At 67.0% G+C, this 22567-nt stretch carries 16 protein-coding genes; 10 read left to right on the top strand and 6 right to left on the bottom strand.

Annotated features, from left to right (window positions below):
- Positions 1 to 91: 91 nt before the first annotated feature.
- Positions 92 to 1657 (bottom strand): alpha/beta hydrolase, encoded by a 1566-nt coding sequence (locus tag TVC13_RS11020; RefSeq protein ID WP_422401250.1) that lies wholly within the window; start codon positions 1655 to 1657, stop codon positions 92 to 94.
- 156 nt (positions 1658 to 1813) lie between these two features.
- Positions 1814 to 2392 (bottom strand): hypothetical protein, encoded by a 579-nt coding sequence (locus TVC13_RS11015; protein WP_422401249.1) that lies wholly within the window; start codon positions 2390 to 2392, stop codon positions 1814 to 1816.
- A 392-nt stretch (positions 2393 to 2784) separates the two neighbouring features.
- On the opposite strand from TVC13_RS11015, the gene TVC13_RS11010 reads away from it, so the two are divergent.
- From TVC13_RS11010 to TVC13_RS11000, 3 genes are all read left to right on the top strand, one after another.
- Positions 2785 to 3840, top strand: coding sequence for a zinc-dependent alcohol dehydrogenase family protein (locus tag TVC13_RS11010; RefSeq protein WP_422401248.1), 1056 nt, complete (start codon positions 2785 to 2787; stop codon positions 3838 to 3840).
- A gap of 82 nt (positions 3841 to 3922) precedes the next feature.
- The gene (locus TVC13_RS11005) at positions 3923 to 4561 is read left to right on the top strand and encodes a TetR/AcrR family transcriptional regulator (RefSeq protein WP_422401247.1); all 639 of its coding nucleotides are present in this window, start codon (positions 3923 to 3925) and stop codon (positions 4559 to 4561) included.
- The gene (locus TVC13_RS11000; protein WP_422401246.1) at positions 4558 to 6195 is read left to right on the top strand and encodes an MDR family MFS transporter; all 1638 of its coding nucleotides are present in this window, start codon (positions 4558 to 4560) and stop codon (positions 6193 to 6195) included. The genes TVC13_RS11005 and TVC13_RS11000 overlap by 4 nt, the downstream gene beginning before the upstream one ends.
- A gap of 103 nt (positions 6196 to 6298) precedes the next feature.
- Here TVC13_RS11000 and TVC13_RS10995 read toward each other — a convergent pair whose 3' ends face one another.
- Complete coding sequence (locus TVC13_RS10995) at positions 6299 to 7429, bottom strand: VIT1/CCC1 transporter family protein (RefSeq protein WP_422401245.1); 1131 nt, start codon at positions 7427 to 7429, stop codon at positions 6299 to 6301.
- A 336-nt stretch (positions 7430 to 7765) separates the two neighbouring features.
- Between TVC13_RS10995 and TVC13_RS10990 the strand changes: the two genes are divergently transcribed.
- The 4 genes from TVC13_RS10990 to TVC13_RS10975 all read left to right on the top strand — a co-directional run bounded on the left by TVC13_RS10990 (position 7766) and on the right by TVC13_RS10975 (position 14568).
- Positions 7766 to 9517, top strand: a complete 1752-nt coding sequence (locus tag TVC13_RS10990) for a long-chain-fatty-acid--CoA ligase (RefSeq protein WP_422401244.1) — start codon at positions 7766 to 7768, stop codon at positions 9515 to 9517.
- 13 nt (positions 9518 to 9530) lie between these two features.
- The gene (locus TVC13_RS10985) at positions 9531 to 10709 is read left to right on the top strand and encodes an AI-2E family transporter (protein ID WP_422401243.1); all 1179 of its coding nucleotides are present in this window, start codon (positions 9531 to 9533) and stop codon (positions 10707 to 10709) included.
- A 215-nt stretch (positions 10710 to 10924) separates the two neighbouring features.
- Positions 10925 to 11503 (top strand): helix-turn-helix domain-containing protein, encoded by a 579-nt coding sequence (locus TVC13_RS10980; RefSeq protein ID WP_422401242.1) that lies wholly within the window; start codon positions 10925 to 10927, stop codon positions 11501 to 11503.
- Between the two features lie 41 nt (positions 11504 to 11544).
- Entirely contained in the window at positions 11545 to 14568 is a 3024-nt protein-coding gene (locus tag TVC13_RS10975) for an alpha-mannosidase (RefSeq protein ID WP_422401241.1), read from the top strand.
- Here the strand turns inward: TVC13_RS10975 and TVC13_RS10970 are convergent.
- Entirely contained in the window at positions 14498 to 16198 is a 1701-nt protein-coding gene (locus TVC13_RS10970) for an FAD-dependent monooxygenase (RefSeq protein ID WP_422401240.1), read from the bottom strand. The two genes, TVC13_RS10975 and TVC13_RS10970, sit on opposite strands and share 71 nt — an antisense overlap.
- Before the next feature lie 140 nt (positions 16199 to 16338).
- Here TVC13_RS10970 and speB point away from each other — a divergent pair, with 140 nt between their 5' ends.
- The 3 genes from speB (at position 16339) to TVC13_RS10955 (ending at position 20650) form a co-directional block, all read left to right on the top strand.
- Complete coding sequence (speB, locus tag TVC13_RS10965; RefSeq protein WP_422401253.1) at positions 16339 to 17310, top strand: agmatinase; 972 nt, start codon at positions 16339 to 16341, stop codon at positions 17308 to 17310.
- Positions 17307 to 18959, top strand: coding sequence for a thiamine pyrophosphate-binding protein (locus TVC13_RS10960; protein WP_422401239.1), 1653 nt, complete (start codon positions 17307 to 17309; stop codon positions 18957 to 18959). Before speB ends, TVC13_RS10960 begins: the two co-directional genes overlap by 4 nt.
- Before the next feature lie 110 nt (positions 18960 to 19069).
- Entirely contained in the window at positions 19070 to 20650 is a 1581-nt protein-coding gene (locus TVC13_RS10955) for a Na+/H+ antiporter (protein ID WP_422401238.1), read from the top strand.
- Positions 20651 to 20683: 33 nt separating this feature from the next.
- Here TVC13_RS10955 and TVC13_RS10950 read toward each other — a convergent pair whose 3' ends face one another.
- Positions 20684 to 21829: an FAD-dependent oxidoreductase gene (locus TVC13_RS10950; RefSeq protein ID WP_422401237.1), complete on the bottom strand. Its 1146-nt coding sequence runs from the start codon at positions 21827 to 21829 to the stop codon at positions 20684 to 20686.
- Positions 21826 to 22563, bottom strand: coding sequence for a class I SAM-dependent methyltransferase (locus TVC13_RS10945; RefSeq protein ID WP_422401236.1), 738 nt, complete (start codon positions 22561 to 22563; stop codon positions 21826 to 21828). The genes TVC13_RS10950 and TVC13_RS10945 overlap by 4 nt, the downstream gene beginning before the upstream one ends.
- Positions 22564 to 22567 lie beyond the last annotated feature (4 nt).

Here is a 22567-nt window from a genome sequence, read left to right as displayed (position 1 = left end):
GGGGGGGGGGGGGGGGGGGGGGGGGGGGGGGTGGGGGGGGGGGGGGGGGCGCCCGCCCCCCCCCCCCCCCCCCGCGCCCCAAACGCTGCGGCTACTGCACTACCGGGTAATTGCCGATCACCGGCAGCGAGACCGACGCCGTGAAGGACGTCAGGGCCGTGACCTTTGGGGACGTGTACACCGACGAGCTGGGGGTCACCTGCAGCACCAGCCTGCTCTGCGGCGTCACCAGGTAGGAAATCTCTTCCAGCGGAACGGTAATGGTCCGTTCCGTGCCGTCCAGGATCAGCGGTACCGGAGTCACCTGGTTCCCGGCCACCAGCGAACTGCGGGACTTGTCGATGATCTGGGCATACACATGCGTGTCCGGCGTCCGGGAGGTTCCCCGGTAGGTCAGCGTCAGCTGCGGCGCCCCGAAGACCTGGGTGGCTGCGGCCGGTGCCGTAACGGGCGCGTTGACGGCCACCGGTGCCCATGCCGCAGCAATGACGCCGCCGCTGACAGCGGCCGGAGAGAGCAGCAGGGTTCCCTTACCCGACCCGGTCAGGGCACCCACGGGAGCGGGGTATCCCTCGGCCGCCCGGGTGGTTCCCAGCTGGTCGATGAATTCGAAGCCGGGTCCGGTGGAAACGTCGTTGCCGTCCAGATGCTTGCTGAACCAGTCCAGCACCGCGCCGGTGATGCGGTCCGGCCCGGCCACGCCGGATGAGCACAGTCCGTGTCCGCCGCAGAACTGCAGCATCTTCACCTCGGTGCCCGTGGACTTGATCAGGTTGTAGTTCCGGGTGGCTTCATCGAGGGTGAACAGGGTGTCCACGGTGCCCTGGATGATCAGGGTGGGAGCCGTGATGGAGGTGAACATGCTTTGCGGGGTCAGGGATTCGAAGTAGGCCAGGGACTCCGGGCTCAGGGTGTTCGGGTAGCGCATTCCCTCCCGGCATGCCTTGCGCACCGGCGCGGCCAGCGCGCCGCTGTTGCCAACAAGTTCGCCCAGCTGCCCGGTAACCGTTCCCTCCAGGCAGAGCAGTGTGCCCCAGCCCGATTTGAAAGCGTCGGCCTTGTACAGGCTCGTGGTGAGGTTGTTCCAGGCAATGGTCGGGGCGATCGCGTCCACCCGCTTATCCTGCGAGGCGAGGACAAACTGGATCCCGCCGCCGTAGGAGGCGCCGGCCATGCCCAGCACCGGATCTCCGGGTGCATCCAGTTCAGCTTCGGGCTGCTCGGCAATGAAGTCGATAAGCGCCTGCCCGTCCCGGCCCTCGTAGGCAGGGTTGTTGACATACGCTTCCCCGCCGCTGAGGCCGAACCCGCGCGGATCCCACGTCACCACGTTATAGCCGGCTTCCCTCAGCGGCGCGATTCCGATGGAGCCGATCAGGGTGCTGGTGCCGGTGGACGGGATCCGGCTTCCGGGCAGCCCAAACCCGGGCCCCACCATGACGGTGGGTGCCTTTTCCCCTGCCTGCAGGCCCAGCGCCGGGAAGAAATTGGTATGGATTGGCGTCCCGTCAAAGGAGGGAACAACGACGTCGGTACGGACCTTGGGTGCCGGGGGTGCGGCCGGAGCCTGTTCTGCCAGGGCTGAAGCGGGAGGAGCTGCCAGGAAGGAGACAGCAGCTACGGCGCCTGCCACAAGCAGGCCGGAAAGTTTTCGCATGGGAACCTCTTCTGTGACGACGTTGTCAGGCCGGCTCATTGCTACCGGCCAGTAGGGTAGCCCGAGACTAGGGTGCCTAAAGATTCCGGGACAAGGTCCGGGTGCCGTTGCAGCCGCAGAAACCGGCAATTTTTTCCCGCGCCGGCGGAGACGGGCTCAGGTGGCCGGGGTGCCCGCGACGGCTGCCAGCGCTGGATCTGCGGAGCAGTGCGAGGTGAGGTGCAGTTTCTGCGCATAGTCACTGGCCGTGAAGAGCACCAGTCCGTCGGCATGGACCGCAGCGAAGGTGTACTCGGACTCGGGCGGTGCCCCGGGGCCGGGAGTGCGGGCGGAAAGCATCTCGGCGCCGGCCGAGACCAGGACCGCCTGGGCCAGGTCCCGGGCGTTTTCCGGGGAGGCGGGCGGCGGGCCGGTGAGCTCGAGCGAAAGCAGATGCCGCCGTGCTCCGGCGGTTGGGCCGGGGAGGCTCCCCGCTGCCGGAGCCGGCCCGGGGAGGGAACAAACAACCGGATGCGGGGCCGGGAGACCGTCTGCTGCGGCACTTCCGTCCGGCGTGGTCCACCCGGAGGTGCCCAGCGCCGCGATGACGGAGCCGGCTGTGTCCTGCTGCGCTTCGCTGATTTCAGCGGCGGTAAGTTCGGCGCCGCCGGTCCCCCAGCCGGCGGCGGGGGCAGCAGGCGGCTGGGGGGAAGCCGAGCCTGCTACCAGCACGATCCCGGCGGCTACGACGCACAAGGAGCGTGGATCTGGCCTTCTCATCTGCGGCATTGTGCCGGTGAGAAGAAAATCTGTCGAGAGTGGTTGCCTATGCTGCGTTCACGCAGCGCGGGATGCGGTTCCAGTTGCGGCGGCACAGAGTGCGCGGCAGCCGCGGCCGTGGAGTCAGCCGGGCCGGAAGCCCCTTGCAATGCCTAAGCATCTTCCATCCGTCCTTTTGCTCGCTGTAGTTTCTGTGATTGCTGCGCTTTCGTTCCTGCGCTGTCACTCCTGCGCTGTCACTCCGCCCTCCCCCTCACGCTAAACCCGAACCCGGAAAGTGGACATGGGGAGAACTACCCATGCAACCGGCTTTCACTTGCGGCGTTAGGCTGGTATGCGAACATCTGCCCGCTAACAGGAAGGCTGCCATGCGCGCCACCATCATCCACGGCCCCGGAGACATCCGCGTTGAGGACAGGGACTACCCGCAGGTGCTGCGCGGCAGCGACGCCGTGGTGCGGGTCAGCGCAGCGTGCGTGTGCGGATCAGACCTGTGGCCCTACCGCGGAATCCGCGAGACCCCGCAGCCCCGGGCCATTGGACATGAGTTTGTCGGTGTGGTGGAAAGCGTGGGCGCGGACGTTACGTCCCTGGCCCCCGGTGACTTCGTCATTGCGCCCTTCACCGGCAACTGCGGCAAGTGCCCGGCCTGCCGCACGGGCGTCACGGTCGCGTGTGAGGAACTGGTGGGCTGGGGCAGCAAGGACACCCACGGTGATTACGTCCAGGGCGCGCAGGGCGAAGCGGTCCGGGTGCCCAACGCCGAGGCAACACTGGTCAAGGTTCCGGGGATCACCGATCCAGATGACGCTCTGCTGTCGGACCTGCTTACCCTCTCCGACGTCATGGGAACCGGCCACCACGCCGCGGTCAGCGCCGGTGTGGCTCCCGGTGCCACCGTGGTGGTGGTGGGCGACGGCGCCGTCGGGCTCTGTGCCGTGCTCGCCGCCTCGCGGCTGGGCGCAGGGCGGATCATTGCCATGTCCCGGCATGAGGACCGGGCAGCACTTGCCCGTGAGTTCGGTGCCACGGACGTCGTTGCCGAACGCGGCAAGGAAGGCGCTGCCCGGGTGCGGGAACTGCTTGGCGGTGTGCCGGCCGACGCCGTGCTGGAGTGCGTTGGCACGGCGGAGTCGATGGACCAGGCCCTGCGCTGCACCCGTCCCGGCGGCCGGGTCGGCTTTGTGGGTGTCCCTGCCGGGGGAGCGGAACTGCCGATCGGCGTCCTGTTCGCCAAAAACATCACGGTGGGCGGCGGCATGGCACCGGTGCGCACGTATCTGCCGGAACTGCTGGAGGACGTTCTGGCGGGAAAGATCCGCCCGGGCAGGGTTTTCGACTCCGTGCTCTCACTGGAAGAGGCCCCCAAAGCCTACGAAGCCATGGACCAGCGCAAGGCCGTCAAGGTGATGCTGAAGCCCTAGCCAGGTCCACGCATGCTGTGACTTCTTGCACAACTGCAATTTTGCAGTTGTGAAAATTTGTGAGTAGTGACAAAGTAGTTCGGTGAGTCAACTACTTTCCCTCCGCGACCGTAAACGCGCCGAGACCTGGGCCGCGCTGCATGCCGCTGCCGCCCGGCGGGCGCTGAAAGACGGTCTGGAAGGGGTCAACGTTGAAGTAGTAGCGGACGAGGCAGGTGTCTCGACCCGGACCTTCTTCAACTACTTCCCGTGCAAGGAAGATGCCGTCCTCGGTCTGACGGAACCGTCGGTTGAGCCGGCCATGCTGGAAGCCTTCGATATTGAGGGCGATCTCCTCACCGAAGTCAGCCGGCTTATGCTGTCCGTCCTGCGCACCATCCAGGGCGGTGACGACTCAGCCGAACTCCGCGGACGCATCTACGAGGCCTATCCGCACCTGCGCCACCGCCGCTACCAGTACATCCTCAAGGTCGAGCAGCTTGTCCTTGAGACGGTGCGCAGCCAGCTCGCGGACTCCCGCCGCTGGCGCGAGCAGCCGGCGAACTCACCCTGGCACGGGCACGACGTCGACGACGTCGCCTTCACGATTGTCCTCACGGCCAGCACGCAGATGCGGTACGTGATGCAGAAAACCTGGTCTACCCCCACCTCCACCGCCCAGTTCCAAGCCCTTGATCAGGGCCTGGAACTGCTCAGAGACGTCTTCAAGGAACTCCTATGACAAAAACAGCTGCCGCTGCAGCGCCTGCGGGCAACGGGAAAAAACCCAGCCTGGTGCTGGTCTTCACCGCACTGGTGCTGGCCATGCTCCTCTCGGCGCTGAACCAGACCATCCTCGGCACCGCCCTGCCCACCATCGTGGGTGAACTCAACGGTGCCAACCTGATGCTCTGGGTGATCACGGCCTTCATCCTGGCTTCCACCGTGATGATGCCGATCTACGGCAAGCTGGGCGACCTGATCGGCCGCAAGTACCTGCTGGTCGCAGCGATCATTATCTTCCTGGCCGGCTCGGTTGTCGGTGCGCTGTCCCCGGACATGACCTGGCTGATCGTTGCCCGGGTTATCCAGGGCATTGGTGCCGGCGGCCTGATGATCCTCTCCCAGGCCATCATCGCCGACGTCGTTCCGGCGCGTGAGCGCGGCAAGTACATGGGCTGGATGGGCGGCGTGTTTGCGTTCTCCTCAGTGGTCGGCCCGCTGATCGGCGGCTGGCTCACTGAAGGGCCGGGCTGGCGCTGGACCTTCTGGTTCAACATTCCCGTGGGTCTCCTGGCACTGCTCGGTGCCCTGTTCTTCCTCAAGCCGCGCGCGGTCACGTCACGTCCCAAGATCGACCTGTGGGGCATGGTCTTCATCGCCCTGGCCACCACCGGCCTGGTCCTGGTCAGCAGCTGGGGCGGCAGCACCTATGAGTGGTCCGACCCGGTAATCCTGGGCCTGATCGGCGGAACCATCATCTCCGCCGTCGTTTTCGTGATGGTCGAACGCCGTACCGCGGAACCGATCATTCCCATGGAGCTTTTCCGCGACCGCAACTTCAACCTCTCCACCGCCTCGGGCCTGCTTACCTCCGTGGCGATGTTCGGTGCCATCGGCTACCTGCCCACGTACCTGCAGATGGCCACCGGCGCCAGCGCCACCGAGGCGGGCATGCTGATGATCCCGATGATGGGCGCCCTGCTCTTCAGCTCGGTGCTCTCCGGTTCCCTGGTCTCCAAGACCGGACGCTACAAGTGGATGCCCATTGCGGGCTCCGCCATCATGGTCCTGGCCCTGTTCCTGATGGGAACCATCACGGCGGACTCCCCGGTCTGGCAGCTGTGTGTGTACATCGGCGTCCTGGGCCTCGGCCTGGGCCTGAACATGCAGATCCTGGTCCTGGTGGTGCAGAACTCCTTCCCCATGCGGCAGGTGGGCACTGCTACCGCAGCGAACAACTACTTCCGCCAGATCGGCGCAACCCTGGGCTCCGCCGTCGTCGGCAGCCTGTTCGCGCACCGGCTCTCCGACCTGCTCGCGGACCGGCTTCCGGCCAGCGCCGCGGCAGCGACCGGAGGCGGCAACTCGCTCACGCCGAAGCTTGTCCACGAACTGCCGGAGGCAATCCAGGACATCATCATCCGGTCCTACAACGAGGCCCTGATTCCGCTGTTCCTCTTTATGGTTCCCATGGCCGTCGTGGCAACGATCCTGTGCCTGTTCATCAAGGAAAAGCCGCTCGCCACCCGCCTGGAGCCGGAGGTGATGCCCGAGGCCATCGGTGAAGGCAACGTGCTTATCAGCACGGAGGACGAGGGCAACGGCCCCAGCACCACCGAGCTGCGGCAGGTCAGCGCGTCCACGCCGCGCTGAGCAGACGCTACATCCAGATAACAGAAACTGCCCGTATGAGCGCTCATACGGGCAGTTTCTGTAATCTCGTTGGGATTGGGATTGGGATTGGGATTGGAAGGGGCTAGGCGACGGTGGTGCCGAACACCATTCCCAGCAGGTAGGTCACCGCTGCCGCACCCAGGCCGATGGCCAGCTGGCGCAGGCCGCGCTTGAGCGGGGAAGCTCCGGAAAGCAGGCCCACGACGCTGCCGGTCAGCACCAGGGCGATTCCCACCAGCGTGCAGGAGAGGACGACGGCGGCGACCCCGCTCATCCCGAACAGGTACGGGATAACGGGGATGATGGCACCGGAGGCGAAGAAGCAGAAGCTGGAAATCGCTGCTCCGAGGCCGGTGCCGACCGTCTCGTGTTCGTCCGTGCCGGTCTCCTCCATCTTTTCCGGCTGCAGGGACAGGGACGGGTCGCAGTCGCAGGAATACAGGCCCATGCGTTCCGCTGCGCGGTGTTCGGCGGCTTCCCTGGACATGCCGCGGGCCCGGTAGACCAGAACCAGTTCGTTGGCGTCGATGTCCAGCGACTTGGCTGCGGACAGGGTTATCTGCGTGGGCCGGGACGCTTCGAGCAGTTCCCGCTGGGAGCGCACCGATACGTACTCACCGGCACCCATGGAAAGGGCACCGGCCAGCAGGCCGGCAATGCCGCTGAAAAGCACAAACGTGCTGGAGACGCCGGTGGCGCCGATGCCCATGACCAGGGCCAGGTTGGAGACCAGGCCGTCGTTGGCGCCGAACACGGCGGCCCGGAAGTTCCCGGAAAGCCGGGTGCGGCCGCGGGTCGCGAGACCACGCACCACCTCTTCATGAATCTGTTCATCGGCAGCCATGGCACTGGTGGCGTTGGGGTCGTCGCTGTAGGGGGAGCGGCCTTCAGCGCGCTGGGCCAGGGCCAGCACAAACACTGACCCGAACCGGCGGGCCAGCAGGCCAAGGGCGCGGTTGCGCAGGGAGGGGCGCATCGGTTTGTCTGCGTCCGGGCCAAGCAGCTGCCGCCAGTGCGCCTCATGCCTGCCCTCGGCCTCGGCCAGAGCCAGCAGGATGTCCCGCTCTTCGCCTTCACGGCGCTCGGCGAGGTAGCGGTAAGTGGCTGCTTCGGCCTTTTCATCGGCCAGGTATTGCCGCCACCGGCGGCGCTCGGCCGGGCTGGGCTGGGGACGCTCAGGGGGAGAATCCCCGTGGGCTGACTGGTTTTTCACACACGCTCCTGGTCATGGCCGGAGCGGGCAGGGAGGCTCCGGCCAGCAATCGAAAACTGACCGAAGGTCTCGCTCGCCCCGATGCCGTGCACCGCGGGTGGACTGCCGGGCTGCTGGTGCAGCCAGTATGTCGACAGGCCTCGGAACCAGGTCCAATTTTCGATGCGGCCAAAGCCGAAACTAAGATTGGATATGTACCGGAGCTACTCCCCTTCAGCTTTTTAGTGTAGCCCAGACCAGTCGGAATTCTCCTAGGAGAGTGAACGAAAGAATGCAGGTCTACCACCCCCTGGCCGGGTACCTGAGCACGGCCGAGCAACGGATAGAGTTCAAAGCGTGAGTAAAGCTTCCAAGGGATTTCCTGATTTTCACCGGCCGTGGATGCGCCACTACGCCGAAGGCGTGCCGCAAAACCTCCAGCTGCCTAAAGGCTCGCTGGTTGACATGGTGGAGGAATCCATCAGCCGGTACGGTTCCAAGCCGGCCCTGCAGTTCTTTGGCGCCACCACCAGCTACCGTGAAATGGGCGAGCAGATCCGGCGTGCCGCTGCCGGCCTGAAGCGCCTGGGCGTGGGGCCCGGGGACCGTGTGGCCCTGGTCCTTCCCAACGCCCCGCAGCACGTGGTGGCCTTCTACGCTGTGCTTCGCCTGGGCGCAGTGGTCGTGGAGCACAACCCGCTGTACACCGACCGCGAACTCCGCCACCAGTTCGAAGACCACGGCGCCACGGTTGCCATTGTCTGGGACAAGGTTGCGGACAGGATTCAGGCCCTGCCGGCGGATATCCCGGTACGCACCATTGTCTCGATTGACCTGATCAGCGCCATGCCCCGTACCACCCGGCTGGCGCTGAAGCTTCCCCTTCCGGCGGCCCGCCGCAGCCGCAGTGCCCTGGCTCCGGAAAAGAAACCCCGCAGCGCCGGGCGCCGGATAGTTCCCTGGAAGGAGCTGCTGGACCACCGGCCGCTGCCGCGCCGTCATCCGCACCCGAAGGCGGAAGACCTCGCTGCCATCCAGTACACCTCCGGCACCACGGCGGATCCAAAGGGTGCCATGCTCAGCCATGCCAACCTCCTGGCCAACGCGGCCCAGGGCCGGGCGTGGATTCCGGGGCTGCGGTTGGGCAAGGAAACCGTCTACGGTGTCCTGCCGATGTTCCACGCCTACGGCCTGACTCTCAGCCTCACCTTCGCCATGAGCATCGGTGCCAAGCTGGTCCTGTTCCCGAAGTTCGACGTGGACCTGGTGTTGAAGGCGGCCAAGAAGACCCCGCCCACGTTCCTGCCTGCAGTGCCGCCGATCTATGACCGGATCGTGGCGGGGGCGAAGGAGCAGGGCATCTCCCTGAAAGGCGTGCGCTTCGCCATTTCCGGGGCCATGAACCTGCCGGCCGCAACGGTGGATGCCTGGGAGAAGGCAACCGGCGGCTACCTGATCGAGGGGTACGGCCTGACCGAAACGTCACCGGTCGCCTTGGGCAACCCGATGGGTCCCACCCGCAAGGCCGGCACTGTTGGCGTGCCGTTCCCGCTGACTGACATCAAGGTGGTGGATCCGGAGGATCCCACCAAGGAACGCCGCCGCGGTGAAGCCGGGGAGCTGCTGATCCGCGGGCCGCAGGTGTTCCAGGGGTACTGGAACAAACCGGCGGAAACCCGGGCTGCACTGCTCGACGGCGGCTGGTTCCGCACCGGTGATATCGTCTCGGTGGATGACGACGACTTCGTCACCATCCGGGACCGGATCAAGGAACTGATTATTACCGGCGGCTTTAACGTTTCTCCCTCCGAGGTCGAGGAAGCGCTCAAGCGCCACCCGGCCGTAGCGGAAGCCGCCGTCGTAGGCCTGACCCGGACCGGCGGCGGGGAAGACGTGGTGGCCGCCGTCGTCGCCCGTCCTGACATGAAGTTCGACGCCGATGAACTGCGATCCTATGTGCGGGCGGAACTGGCAGCCTACAAGGTGCCGCGCCGCATCGTGCAGATTCCGGACCTGCCCAGGTCACTGATCGGCAAGGTGCTCCGGAGACACGTCAAAGAGTCGCTGCTGCACAAGGGAACCGGCCACGAGGCCGGACCTACAACCTAGACGGGGGAATTCAATGGACAGCCAGCCCGGCTCCAGTCCGAACGTGTCCGAGTCGAAACGGCTGACGGGACACTGGAACGACGGCCTGGGCCATGCGGCCCTGCGCTCAGCCCAGCTGCTGCTGGTCCTGCTGCTGGTCAGTGTGGCGGTCTACGGCCTGACCCGAGTGACCCTGGTGGTCATTCCGCTGCTGCTCGCCCTGATCCTGGCAGCGGCGATCGCGCCGTTCGTGAACTGGCTGCGCCGCAAGGGCTGGCCGGGTGCGCTGGCCACCGGCACGTCATTCCTGCTGCTCCTGGCGGTATTCGGCGGACTCATCACCGGGATCGTCTTCGCGGTTCGCAGCGAGTGGTCCACCCTGGTGGACCAGGCGGTGGCCGGATTCGACAAGCTGTACTCCATGGTCCAGGACGGGCCCTTCGCAGTAGACGACTCGGCAGTTTCCGGCGCCCGGGACGCTGTCCTTGATTTCGCGACGTCCTCCACCGTGGGCAACGGGGCCATCGCCGGCATCTCGGCAGCAGGCTCCTTCGTCACCGGGTTTGCCCTGATGGCTGTGGTGTTGTTCTTCTTCCTCAAGGACGGGGACAAGATCTGGGCCTTCATCCTGCGCTGGTTCCGAGGCGAACGACGGGACAAGATGGCCCTGGCCGGAGCACGGACCATGGAGGTGCTGGGCGGCTATGTCCGCGGCACCGCGATCGTGGCAGCTGTGGATGCCATCTGCATCGGTGCCGCGCTGTTCATCCTCGGAGTGCCGCTGGCGCTGCCGCTTTCAGTAATCGTGTTCGTTGGATCCTTCATTCCGCTGGTTGGCGCCACCGCCGCCGGCGTCCTGGCTGCGCTGATCGCCCTCGTAGCCAACGGGCCGGTCGTGGCCCTGGTTGTGGTGATCGTGATCATCGCGGTGAACCAGCTCGAGGGCAACTTCCTGCAGCCCGTGGTCATGGGCAGGACGCTGAGCATCCATGCCCTGGTCATCCTGCTGGCGCTGACCGCCGGAACGATCCTCGCCGGCATCATCGGTGCGATCCTCTCGGTCCCGATTGCCGCCGTCGGCTGGGCCGTGATCAAGGTCTGGACCGGGGAAGACACCGGCGATCCCGAAGAAGTGGCGGAGGTCGCCTCACCCGAGCAGGACCTGGACACCCCTGAAATGGGAAGCACCGGGGCCGGACGGGCAGGGGATTAACCGTCCGGACCCGGTGCGGTACCGGGGGCCGGCAAACACCGGCGTTCTATGTTCGAAAACTATTGTTTATTCACGCTAATGCGCCGCTGAACCACGGGTCAATTAGGGTGAAATGTGCCGCATCCGCCGCGACTTATGGCGGTCGGTACGGCCGCAGGCACTGCCGTCCGGGTCCCGGAGGCAGCTGAAGAGGGAACGAGAGGACGGCTGCGCTGATGAAGGCTCTTTCGGTCGAACCAAGCAATGCGCCCATTGCCATCGGTTCCCGGATCCGCACTGCCCGGCAGGCCCGCCACCTCACTATTGAGCAAGTGGCAGATTCCACCGGACTGACCAAGGGTTTCCTCAGCCGCGTGGAACGGGACCTCACCTCACCGTCGGTAGCCTCCCTGGTAACGCTCTGCCAGGTGCTCTCCATCTCCATCGGGGACCTGTTCCTGCCGCCGCAGACCACGCTCGTCCGCTGGCCGGATGCGCCGGGAATCAACCTTGGCGGCAACGGCATCAACGAACGGCTCATCACTCCGCGCACTGAACGCCGGGTCCAGGTGATCCGTTCGGAGATTGCGCCCGGGGGCACCGGCGAATCCGATCTGTACTCAGTGGACTGCGACGTCGAGGTGCTCCACGTCGCCGAAGGCCGGCTTGAACTGGTTTTCACCGCCGAGACCATGAACCTCACGGCAGGGGACACCGTGACATTCCCGGGCAGGGAACCGCATTCCTGGCGCAACCCGGACCCGCTGGCCTCCGCCGTGGTGATCTGGACGCTGGTCAGCCCCGGCTCCGCCTAGCTCCCTTCCCAACCGGGTGCCGCGGCGAGCAGAGTTGGCGCATGCACCCGGACCGTGAGCTGACTGAACGCCGCATTGCCCGATTTCTGGCCCAGCGGCTGCCGCCGCACCTCTGGACGTCTCCCGTGCCGTTGCAGGCCGCCGCGTGGAACTGCCCCGGGGAGCCGGTGACTTTCGCGGAAGCAACCGCCCAGGAATACACGCCGGTGTCCCCGGGGGCCCGCTGGGGCCGGCCCTGGGGAACCACCTGGTTCCGGCTGTCCGGCACGGTGCCCGCTGCAGAGCCGGGCTTGGTGCCGGAAGCGCTGATCGACCTGGGATTCAGCACCGATATGCCCGGCTTCCAGGCCGAGGGGCTGGTCTACGACGCCGAAGGGAACGTGCTTAAGGCGCTCGAATCCACCAACATGGCTGTCCCGCTGTCCCAGGAACCGGGAGCCGGCCTGCTGCTCTGGGTGGAAGCCGCTGCGACCCCGAACGTGATTGGGGACTTCAGCTTCCTGCCCACTCCGCTGGGCAGCCCGGACACGGCAGGCAGCGGCCCGCTCTACGTGTTCCGCCGGGCCGAGACCGCACTGCTCGATGTGCAGGTCCATGAGCTGGCCCAGGACTTCTCCGTGCTCTGGGGTCTGATGCACGAACTTCCGATGGACTCCCCGCGCCGGCACGAACTGCTGCGGGCGCTTCAACGCGCCGCTGCCGCCGTCGACCCGCAGGACGTGTCCGGTACGGCCGCAGCCGCGCGGAAGCTGCTCGAACCAGCCCTCAGCGCGCCCGCTGCGGCCAGCGCGCACCGGATCCACGCCGTCGGGCACGCCCACATTGACAGTGCCTGGCTGTGGCCCGTGCGCGAGACCCGCCGGAAGGTGGCACGCACCTTCGCCAATGTGCTCGCCCTGATGGAGACGGACCCGGACTTCGTGTTCACGGCATCTTCGGCCCAGCAGTACGCCTGGCTCGAGGAAGACCATCCGGCGCTCTTTGCCCGTGTGGCGGCAAGGGTCGCAGAAGGACGCTTTGTCCCGGCGGGAGGCATGTGGGTCGAAGCGGACACCAACCTGCCCTCCGGGGAATCACTGGTCCGCCAGTTCACCTTCGGCAAGCGGTACTTTCTGGAAGCCTTCGGCGTCGAACCGCTGGACGTCTGGCTGCCCGATTCCTTCGGCTACTCCGGGGCACTGCCGCAGCTGATCCGGGCGGCCGGGTCCCGCTGGTTCCTCACCCAAAAACTGAGCTGGAACGAATCCGACGTGATGCCCCACCACACGTTCCTCTGGGAGGGAATCGACGGCACCCGGGTGTTCACCCACTTCCCGCCGGTGGATACCTACAACTCGGCGCTGACCGGCCAGGAGCTGGCCCGCGCTGAGCGGCAGTTCCGCGAAAAGGGTGCCACGAACCTCTCCCTGGTTCCCTTCGGCTGGGGCGACGGCGGCGGCGGTCCAACCCGGGAGATGCTCGCCGCCGCGCACCGCACCGCCTCGCTGGAAGGTTCCCCGCAGGTGCAGCTGTCCAGCCCGCAGGCGTTCTTTTCCGCCGCGGAAGCCGACTACGCTGATCCTCCGGTGTGGTCGGGAGAGATGTATCTTCAGTTCCACCGCGGCACCTACACGTCCCAGGCCCGGACCAAACGCGGCAACCGGCGCAGTGAGGCCCTGCTCCGGGAAGCTGAGCTCTGGGCCGCGTCCGCTGCCGTCCGCTGCGGCACGGACTACCCTTACCAGGAGCTTGAAACCGCCTGGAAAACCGTGCTGCTGGGGCAATTCCATGACATCCTGCCCGGATCCTCCATCGCCTGGGTGTACCGGGACGCCGAACGGGCGTACGCCGAAACGGCAGAGCATCTCGAGCGGATCATTGACCGGGCCCAGCGGGCACTGGCGCAGGAGGGAAGCAGGCCGCTGGTGTTCAACGCGGCACCAGTCGCCCTGCGGGGCATCGCTGCGATGGGCGCAGCCGCGGAGCCCGCGGCGCCGGCCGCCGCTCGGTTCCAGGCGCACGACGGCGGCTGGGAACTGTCCTCCGACCACCTCACGGCCCGCTTCGGCGCCACCGGCACCCTTACCTCGCTGCGCGGTGAGAGCGGCCGCGAACTGGTGGTCCCCGGCGAAGAAGCAAACCACTTCCAGCTCTTCCGCGACACGCCCAACCAGTGGGACGCCTGGGACATCGACGCCGCAGACCGCGCCGATGCGCTCTCGCTGCGCGGAGAACTCTCCCGGGACGGGGACTCTCTGGTGCTGAACTGCGCCTTCGGCCGATCATCACTGCGCCAGAGGATCTCCCTGAGCCCGAACGGGCGGGCGCTCGACCTCGAAATCGACGTGGACTGGCATGAAGAGCAGAAGCTGCTGAAACTCGGCTTCCCAGTGGCAGTGCTGGCTGACCGGGCGACGGCGGAAATCCAGTTCGGGCACATCCAGCGCCCCACCCATGCCAACACTTCCTGGGACCACGCCCGCTTCGAGGCGCCCGCCCACCGCTGGGTGCATGCCGGGGAGCACGGCAGGGGAGTGGCCCTGGCGAATGACTCGACGTACGGCTACGACATTTCCCGGACCGGTTCCCGGGACGCCGGCACCGGCACCCTGCTGCGCGCCTCCCTGCTGCGTGCTCCGCTCTTTCCGGATCCCGGCGCCGACCAGGGCAGGCACACGTTCCGGTTCGCGCTGCGTCCGGACGCAACCGTGGCCGAGGCTGTGCAGGAGGGGTACCGGCTGAACCTGCCCCTGCGTACGGTCAGCGGTGCCGGCGCTGAAAGTATCCCTCCGCTGGCAGTCCTCACTCCCGGCAGTGTGCTGGTGGAGGCCGTCAAGCTGGCGGACGACCGCTCCGGCGACGTTGTCCTGCGGCTCTACGAGTCCCTCGGCGGGCACACGAAGGCGCTCCTCACAGCCGGTTTCCCGGCCCGGAGTGCAGTGCCCGCTGATCTGCTCGAACGGGACACCGGCGCAGAACTGCTCCGCCGCCGGGACGGCCGCTGGGAGCTGGGCTTCAGGCCGTTTGAAGTGAAGACCGTGCGCCTGGCCCGGTCAGCCGTTCCAGGTAAGCCACCGCACCGTTGATATCCGTTCCGGACGATCGGTAGCCGATGTACCCGTCGGGGCGGATTACCAGCACCTCGGGCCGCCGGGGTGAGAGGCCAAGCCGTTCAAACGCCAGCCCGCTGACGTCCTCGATGATGCCCGGCCCGGAGGCCGTGAGTGTGCTGCCGACCACCAGGCGCTGCACGCTGAGCAGCCGGCCAAGCCCGGCCAGCGCAGCGTGGAGCTGCTGCGGGGTGTCTTCCGGCCAGCCCGGCCCGGTGAGCAGGACGTGGAAGCCCGGAGCGGACACCAGGTCCTGCAGGCGGCGTTCCTTCTGCTGGTAGTGCACGACGGCGTCGGGCAGCCGGTCGCCCGGCCGCGGACCGGAGGCGAGCACAGCCGGCAGGCGGTTGGCGCCCGTGGCGGTCATGGCGCTGCCGCGGTAGTGGATGCCCAGCTGGGACATGGTGCGGAACGCACGGCTGCGCAGGCGCTCACTGGCCGCCAGCGACGGCGCCAGGGCGGGCAGCAGCTTGGTGCGGGGAAGTTTCTTCAGCGCGCTGCGGCTGGTGGCGAGCTTGAACAGCCGGTCAGTGAAGCCCACGATGCCGCGGGCAACCGGCCGGCGTTCGGCGTCGTAGCTGTCGATTAGCTCGTCAGCGGCCAGGCCCCGCGCCCCGAGGGCGAGTTTCCAGCCCAGGTTCAGCGCATCCTGGATGCCGGTGTTCATGCCCTGTCCGCCCACGGGCGAGTGGACGTGGGCGGCGTCGCCGGCCAGGAAGACGGAGCCGGACTGGAAAAACTCGGCCATCTGGTGGGAAAGCCGGAAGCTGCTGATCCACTTCGGATCGTGCAGCAACAGGCCGCCGCCGGAGAACTTGTCTGCGATGCCCTGCAGGTATTCGAGGGTCGTCGCGCTGTTGTCCCCGCGCTCCTTAAGGCTGATCATGCGCCAGGACGCCGGCTGGCCAAGCGGGAAGAGCACCATAAAGCCGTCGTCAGTCGGGTAGGCGTGCACTGCGCCGGGCGCGGCGCCGTCGACCTCCAGATCGGCCAGGACAAAGGTGTCAGCGTAGCCGGAGCCGCGGAAATCCATTCCCGCCCGGCGGCGAACGGTGCTCTCGGCGCCGTCCGCACCCACCACGTAGCGTGCGCGGATCCGGTCGATGCCGCGGTCCTGGCGCTGCACGCGGGCCTCGACGCCGGCGAAAGGGTCATCCGGGACCAGGCGGTCCAGCTCCAGCAGCTCGGCGCCACGCTCCACGCGCACGCCGCGGCTGCCCAGGTAGCGCAGCAGGATGCGCTCGGTTTCGGACTGGGGAAGGAACAGCAGCTGCTGGTGGGCCGAGTCTTCGATTCCGATGTCGAACAGGCCTATCTGGACCGTCTCTTCAGGCAGGTGAAGATGCAGCTGGTGGGCGGGGGTTCCGGCCTGTGCCATCTCGGCACTGATTCCGAACGGGCGCAGCGCTTCCAGCGTGCGCGGCTGCACGGCCAGTGCCCTGGACTGGGTCGAGGGACCCTGCCTGCGGTCGATGATCCTAAAGCTCGTTCCGTAGCCGGCCAGCTGGGCTGCCAGCGCCAGCCCGGTCGGTCCGGCACCCACGATCAGGACGTCGACGTCGTAGTTCATTCCATCATTGTTCGCATAGGAAACCCTGTCCGCCATAGTCACAGCCTAGTCTTGACGCCGATAGGTGTTCCACTTTAGCCTTCCGATAAACATTTGATTCCTATTAGATAACTTGACGGCCCGCGGCAGACCCGGGCCGGCTCGGCGAAACGAACCGGAGAATCACCACCGTGGACATGCCCCAAAACCAGCCGCGCATCACCACCAACGGCAGGGTGGGGCCGATCGACGCCGCCCAGGTTCCCCGCTATGCCGGGGCAGCGACCTATGCCCGTCTTCCGCGGCTTGACCAGGTAGGCCGGGCCGACGTCGCTGTGGTTGGCGTGCCGTTCGACACCGGTGTCTCCTACCGGCCAGGTGCCCGGTTCGGCGGCAACCATATCCGTGAAGCGTCCCGGCTGCTGCGCCCCTACAACCCCGCCCAGGACACGTCACCGTTCGCCAACCTGCAGGTAGCGGACGCCGGAGATCTGGCGGTCAACCCGTTCAACATCAATGAGGCCATCGAGACCATCCAGGCCGGAGCGCTGGACCTGACCGAAGACGGCACCCGGCTGCTGACACTCGGCGGGGACCACACCATTGCCCTGCCGCTGCTCCGCGCAGCTGCCGAGCGGGCCGGGGAACCAGTGGCCCTGCTGCACTTCGATGCGCACCTGGATACCTGGGACACCTACTTCGGCGCCGAGTACACCCACGGCACGCCGTTCCGCCGTGCGGTGGAGGAAGGGATCCTGGATACCGAAGCGATCTCCCATGTGGGTACCCGCGGCCCGCTGTACGGCAAGAAGGACCTGGAAGATGACCGCCGTTTTGGCTTTGGCATCGTCACCAGCTCCGATGTGTTCCGGCAGGGAGTCGACGAAGTAGTGGCGAAACTCCGCGACCGCATCGGGAACCGGCCGCTCTACATCTCCGTGGACATCGATGTGCTGGACCCCGCCCATGCCCCGGGTACCGGCACCCCGGAAGCCGGCGGCATCACCAGCCGCGAACTGCTTGAAATCCTGCGCGGCATGCGCGGACTGAACCTCATCGGCGCTGACGTGGTGGAAGTGGCGCCCGCCTACGACCACGCGGACATCACCGCCGTCGCCGCCTCCCACGTGGCCTACGACCTCATCACACTGATGGGCCTGAACTCATGAGCGCTGAAGCGGGCACTGCGGTGCGCAACGGCGGGGATCTGGTGGTCGAAACCCTGGAAGCACTCGGCGCAACCACGGTCTTCGGCATCCCGGGCCAGCATGCCCTGGGCCTCTTTGATGCCCTCTCGCGCTCGACCCTGGAGTTTGTGTCCTCCCGGGTGGAGAACAATGCCGCCTTCGCCGCGGACGGCTTCACCCGTGCCACGGGAACGGTCGGCGTCCTGTTCCTCTCCACCGGACCCGGTGCCCTGACCTCGCTGGCCGGGCTGCAGGAAGCGTATGCCACCGGCGTGCCCATGGTTGTGGTGGCCAGCCAGATCCCCATCGAAGGCCTGGGTGCCCGGCGGCGCGGGATGCTGCACCAGCTTGATGACCAGAAAGCCTCCGCTGCCAACGTCACCAAGAGCCAGCGCCTGATCCAGCACGCCTCCGGAATCCCCTCGGCCATCCAGGACGCCTGGACTGAAGCGATTTCCGCGCCCATGGGGCCGGTCTGGGTCGAGGTGCCGCAAAACGTGCTGCTGGCACCGGTGATGGTTCCTGCTGTTGAGGACGCGCTCGCGGAGCCTTTCGACAACCCGCCGCGCAGCGAGCTGGTGACCGAGGCCGTGAAATGGCTTGGCTCCGCGCAGCGCCCGGCGATCATAGCCGGCGGCGGCACCCGCCGGGGCCATGCCGAGGAGTCCCTGCTCTCCCTGGCTGAGAAGCTCCACGCCCCGGTGATCTGCACGCCAGGCGGAAAGGGGGCGTTCCCGTGGAACCATCCGCTGTCCCTGCAGTCCTGGGTTGAGGACAGATATGCAACGGACCTGCTGGAAGACGCTGACGTCCTGCTGGTGATCGGTTCTTCGCTGGGTGAGATCACCTCCAACTACTTCACCTTCGCCCCGCGCGGACGCATTATCCAGATCGATGCCGAGCCCCGGGTGCTTGAATCAAACGGACCTGCCCTTGGCATCCGGGCCGACGCCGGCCAGGCATTGACGGCACTCGACGCCGCACTGCCGGTTCGGGATGCGATCCCGGACTGGCACGGAAAAACCGCTGAAGATCTCACCGCAGATACCCTGGCCCGGATCACTGCGCGCCTGGACGCCCAGGACCTGGACCTGGAACGGAAATTCATGGCGGACATCCGCGCCGCGGTACCGGCCGGGATGCAGACCTTCTGGGACATGACCATCGCCGCCTACTGGGCCTGGAGCTGCTGGGACGCCGGGACCGGCCAGTTCCACTCGGCACAGGGCGCCGGCGGGCTGGGCTACGGCTACCCTGGTGCCCTTGGCGCTGCGGTGGGAACCCGGGAACGGGTCCTGGCTGTCTCAGGTGACGGATCGGCAATGTACTCAATTGCCGAACTTGCCACCGCCCGCCAGCACGACCTTCCGGTGACCTGGCTGATTGTGGACGACGGCGGCTACGGAGTGCTGCGCGAGTACATGGTGGATGCCTTTGGGAAGGCAACGGCCACGGAGCTTGCCGGTCCGGACTTCGTGAAGCTGGCAGAGTCCTTCGGAGTGCCGGCGCGCCGGACAAATCCGGAAGGGGTCCGGCAGGCACTTGAAGAATCCTTCGCGCAGGATGGGCCGAACGTGGTGGTTGTACAGACGCTGCTGCGGCTGTTCGCTCCGACGCACCTGGCGAACTAAACGTTCGGAAACCTTCCAGTTGACGGCGGTAAAGTTACCTCAGGCAACTATAGGAGGTCGACGGTGAAGGCAACTGGACGCAGCGGTGCCGCGGAAAGAAGGAGGTCCCGATGGATTTCCTGATCCTGCTGATTGGACTCCTATTCGGTACGGTGCTGGTGGTGGGCATCGGCGAGCGGGTCCGGCTGCCCTACCCGGTGCTGATGCTGATCTTTTCGGCGCTGTTCGCCTTCCTGCCGATGATTCCGGAGATTCACATTGATCCCGAACTCATCCTGCCGCTGTTCCTGCCGCCGTTGCTCTACGCCGCGGCCCAGCGCAGCTCCTGGTCCGTTTTCCGGCTGCGCTGGCGTTCCCTGGTGCTGCTGGCGGTAGCCCTGGTGGCGGTGACCGTCGGGGTGGTTGCCGGCGTGGCCTGGATGATCGTCCCCGCTCTTGGGGTTCCCGCTGCGATAGCCCTGGGTGCGATCGTGGCTCCACCCGACCCGGTGGCCGTGGAAGCGGTGGCCGGCAAGGTCAACATGCCCCGGCGGCTCATCACGGTCCTGCAGACCGAGGGACTGTTCAACGATGCGATCGCGATCGTGATCTTCCAGGCGGCCGTGACCGCAGCAGTCAGCGGCGGGGAAGTCGGTTGGTCGATTGTGCCCAGTTTCCTGCTCGGGGCAGCCGGAGCCGTGGTGCTGGGCCTTGCCATGGGCTGGCTGGTGGGTGCGCTCAACCGGTTTGTGCCGAACCTGGTGGCACGCTCCGCCGTCACGCTCGTGGCGCCCTACGCCGTGTACATCCTCGCCGAGGAACTGCACTTTTCCGGTGTGGTCGCCGTGGTCGTCACGGCCCTGGAGCTTGGCCGCAGGGCCCGTCCGCAGGACTCCGAAGAGCGCCTGACCCGTACCGCTTTCTGGGAAGTGGTTGAGCTGCTGACCACCGGCGTTGCCTTTGGCCTGGTGGGAATCGAAATGCGCTACGTCATCGAAGACGAAGGCCGTGAGATTTTCGGTTTCATTCCCGGTGTGGCGGCGGTCTGCGCAGCGGTGGTCCTGGTGCGCTTCGCGTGGATGTACGGGCTCTACCGGTTCGGCGGCACCGAGCGGCTCAACCGGGTTCCCGGCTCCATGAAGGAAGTCCTGGTCTTGTCCTGGTGCGGAATGAGGGGCCTGGCCACCCTGGCGCTCGCCCTCGCACTGCCGGCCACCACGCTGGCAGGAGAGGTGCTGCCGGGCAGGAACTTCATGATCGTCTGTGCAGGGGCGGTCCTGGTGGTGACCCTGGTGCTTCCCGGCCTGACCCTGCCGTGGCTGATGCGCCGGCTGAAACTGCCCAGTGACCACGGAGCCGTCGCCAAGCAGGAACGTGAACTGGCACGGCGTGCCGAACGGGTGGCCCTGGAAACCATGAAGCGCTCCCGGGCTGCGGAAAAACTTCCGCCGGAGCGGCGCACGGCGCTGGCCCGCCGGATGTCCTCCCTGCACTCCATCCTTGAACGCGACTCGGAATCCGATCCGCAGAAAATGCTGCAGCTCAAGGCCACGCTGGAAGTCATGGACACAGTTCAGCGTGAGGCGCTGGCAGCGGCCCGGAAGGAAGTGCTGGCTGCGCGGAGGCAATCCGGCATGGACCCGGAGGCCGTGGACCGGGTGCTCCGACGCCTGGACCTGCGTACCGTCACCCTGGACCGCGGCAGCCACTGACCATTACAGCGCCGCTCCCGATTCGGCAGGCCGCTACTGCATCGTGAAGCGGCGTGCCACGGTGTCGCTGAGCACCCGGGAGCGGAAGAGCTGCGCCAGCACGGTGTTCCTGGCCCGCATGACCGGTGCCGGCAGCGGGCGGCCCAGCGCCATGTTCAGCCGGGCCTGGGTGGAAGCGACGACGGCGGCCCGCCGGCGTCGGCGGTCGAAGGCAGCCAGCTGCCGGCCCACGTCGGTTCCGTGCACTGCGGCGGCCAGCAGCGGGGCCAGTTCAGCGGCGTCGACCCAGCCGAGGGTCATGCCCTGCCCGCCGATCGGACTGACTTCATGCGCGGCGTCGCCGATCAGCACCGTGCGCCCGTGCACGAGCTGTTTCAGTGCCGTTGTCCGGACCGGGAAAGCGCTGAGCATGGTGCTGGCGGCGGCCTCCGGGGTCCGTCCGGTCCGGGCAGCCACGATCCGGGCAAGGTCCTTGGCATCGGAGTCGGTGTGGAGCGAACGGGTATGAGCCACCCAGCGGCGCTTGCCTCCGGGGAGCGGGAAGGACTCCACGATTCCCTCGGGCTCCAGATACAGCACCCCCACCGGACCGTCGCCGGTGTTGTCCGGAAAGTCGCCCATCAGGTATGAATCGCGCAGCAGCGTGCCGGCCGCCTGCACACCGAGCAGGCCCCGAACGGCCGATCGCGCCCCGTCTGCCGCCACCACCCAGGAGGCGCGGAGAGTGAAATCTTCTCCGGCAGCGGCTCCGGCCAGCGTGACGCCAGTGCCGTCGTCGAGCAGCGAGGTAACGCGGTGCCCGCGCTGCAGGGAGTCGGGATCAAGTTCGTGCAGGCGCGCCTGAAGCACCGTTTCAGTCCGTTCCTGCGGAAGGGCCAGCACGTACGGGTACGCAGTGGAGGTCCTGGCGAAGCTGATGGACACCAGCTCGGTGTCCCGGGTACGGGCTGAACCGGTGCGGATCTGCACGCCCTCGGCTGCCAGCTGCGCACTGACTCCGGTTGCTTCCAGGGCCGCCATGCCCGGCGGATGGATTCCAATGGCCCGGGAGTGCGAACTGCGTACCGTCCGGGCTTCCAGGACCCGGACCCGCAGTCCGTCCTGCAGCGCCAGGATTGCCAGGGCCAGGCCCACCGGCCCGCCGCCCACAACCGCGACGTCGACGTCGACAGGATTCACCGCCCACCCCGCGCCGGGTACACAAGCAGGTTCTGCCACGGGTGCTGGCGCCGGACCTCCCAGCCGGGCGGCGCCACGGCGGTGAGCTCCTGCGCGGTATAGCTGCGGCGGATCGACGTCAGCCCGTCACGGCGGATGAAGGACCGGTGGAAGAAAGGCAGTGTGCCGGCGGAGAACAGCCCGTAGGCCCACGGGCTGCGTTCAATGTCGCTGTGCAGGGACAGTGATCCGGCCAGCTTTTCCGAGTCGGCCAGGATGCCCCGGAATGCTGCATCGTCCAGATGGTGCAGCACATGATTGGAAACCACGACGTCGAACACCGCGCCCTCAGCGACCAGATCCGAGCTCAGTGCGGCACGGAAACTGCACCCGGCCGGAGCCTGGCGCATGGAGGCGTAGGCGTGGGCGCGGGGATCCGGATCGATGCCGGTCACCTGCACGGCCAGGCCGTCCCGCCGGGCCCAGCGGGCCAGGGCACGGGCCAGGTCCCCGCCGCCGGCACCAATATCCAGCACCGTTCCGCCGCCCTGCGCTGCCAGCACGGGCCGCACATACCGGCGGTAGTTCCGCCGCCAGCCGGAGACCACGGCGTTGATCAGCGGAAACTGCGCATACGTTCGCTCCAGCAGCACCGGATCGCAGTCCGGGCGGTCCATCTCCTCCACTGCGTCCATGGCCCGCCGGCTCATTGGGGGCGGCAGGAACGGCGGAGGTCCAATATCCAGCAGACTCACCGCA

Source organism: Arthrobacter sp. 3Tela_A (assembly GCF_049311025.1).
GTDB lineage: Bacteria > Actinomycetota > Actinomycetes > Actinomycetales > Micrococcaceae > Arthrobacter_B.
Note: the sequence above shows the minus strand (reverse complement) of the source record. Positions and strands in the feature narration are given on the sequence as shown.